The following is a 434-nucleotide window of genomic DNA, read 5'->3' on the forward strand; positions in this document are numbered from 1 at the left end:
TTGATGAACTTGTTTAGTATGTTCATATTCAAATTTATTTAAAATAAAATAATTATTTATGTATTAGTATTCATAATTTAATTATCTTTACCGTATTAGCAAATTTTTAAAATAAATACTATGAAAAACTTAAAAAAACTAAACAAAGATCAATTAAAAACAATTACAGGAAGCGGGATTAAACCTTTACCAGATCCGGAATTTTGCATGTATTACTGCAACGGAGTTATCATTTGTGCAACTTGCAGCAATGACTTCAAATGTCCGGATGATTCTATGTAATTGTCAATAAAAAAGAGGCTGTCTTACAACTAAGACAGCCTTTTTTTTGTTTTATAAACAAGCAAATATGATTATTTATTTCTTTAAATATTCTTCTATTTTTTCTCTTGGAATTAGATCTAAAAGCTTATTAGCATCGATGATCTTGTGAT

At 25.6% G+C, this 434-nt stretch carries 1 protein-coding gene; it reads left to right on the forward strand.

From position 1 onward, the window contains the following. Positions 1 to 120 precede the first annotated feature (120 nt). Positions 121 to 282 carry a bacteriocin-like protein gene (locus AB4Y90_RS18225; RefSeq protein ID WP_441558969.1) on the forward strand — a complete coding sequence of 54 codons (162 nt, stop codon included), beginning with the start codon at positions 121 to 123 and terminating at the stop codon, positions 280 to 282. Positions 283 to 434: the final 152 nt, after the last annotated feature.

The organism is Chryseobacterium sp. 2TAF14 (assembly GCF_052115105.1).
In the GTDB taxonomy this organism is placed as follows: Bacteria; Bacteroidota; Bacteroidia; order Flavobacteriales; family Weeksellaceae; genus Chryseobacterium.

Excerpts from the sequence above, each read along its gene's own strand:
- AB4Y90_RS18225 (WP_441558969.1), top strand. The coding sequence starts at position 121 with ATGAAAAACTTAAAAAAACTAAACAAAGATCAATTAAAAACAATTACA.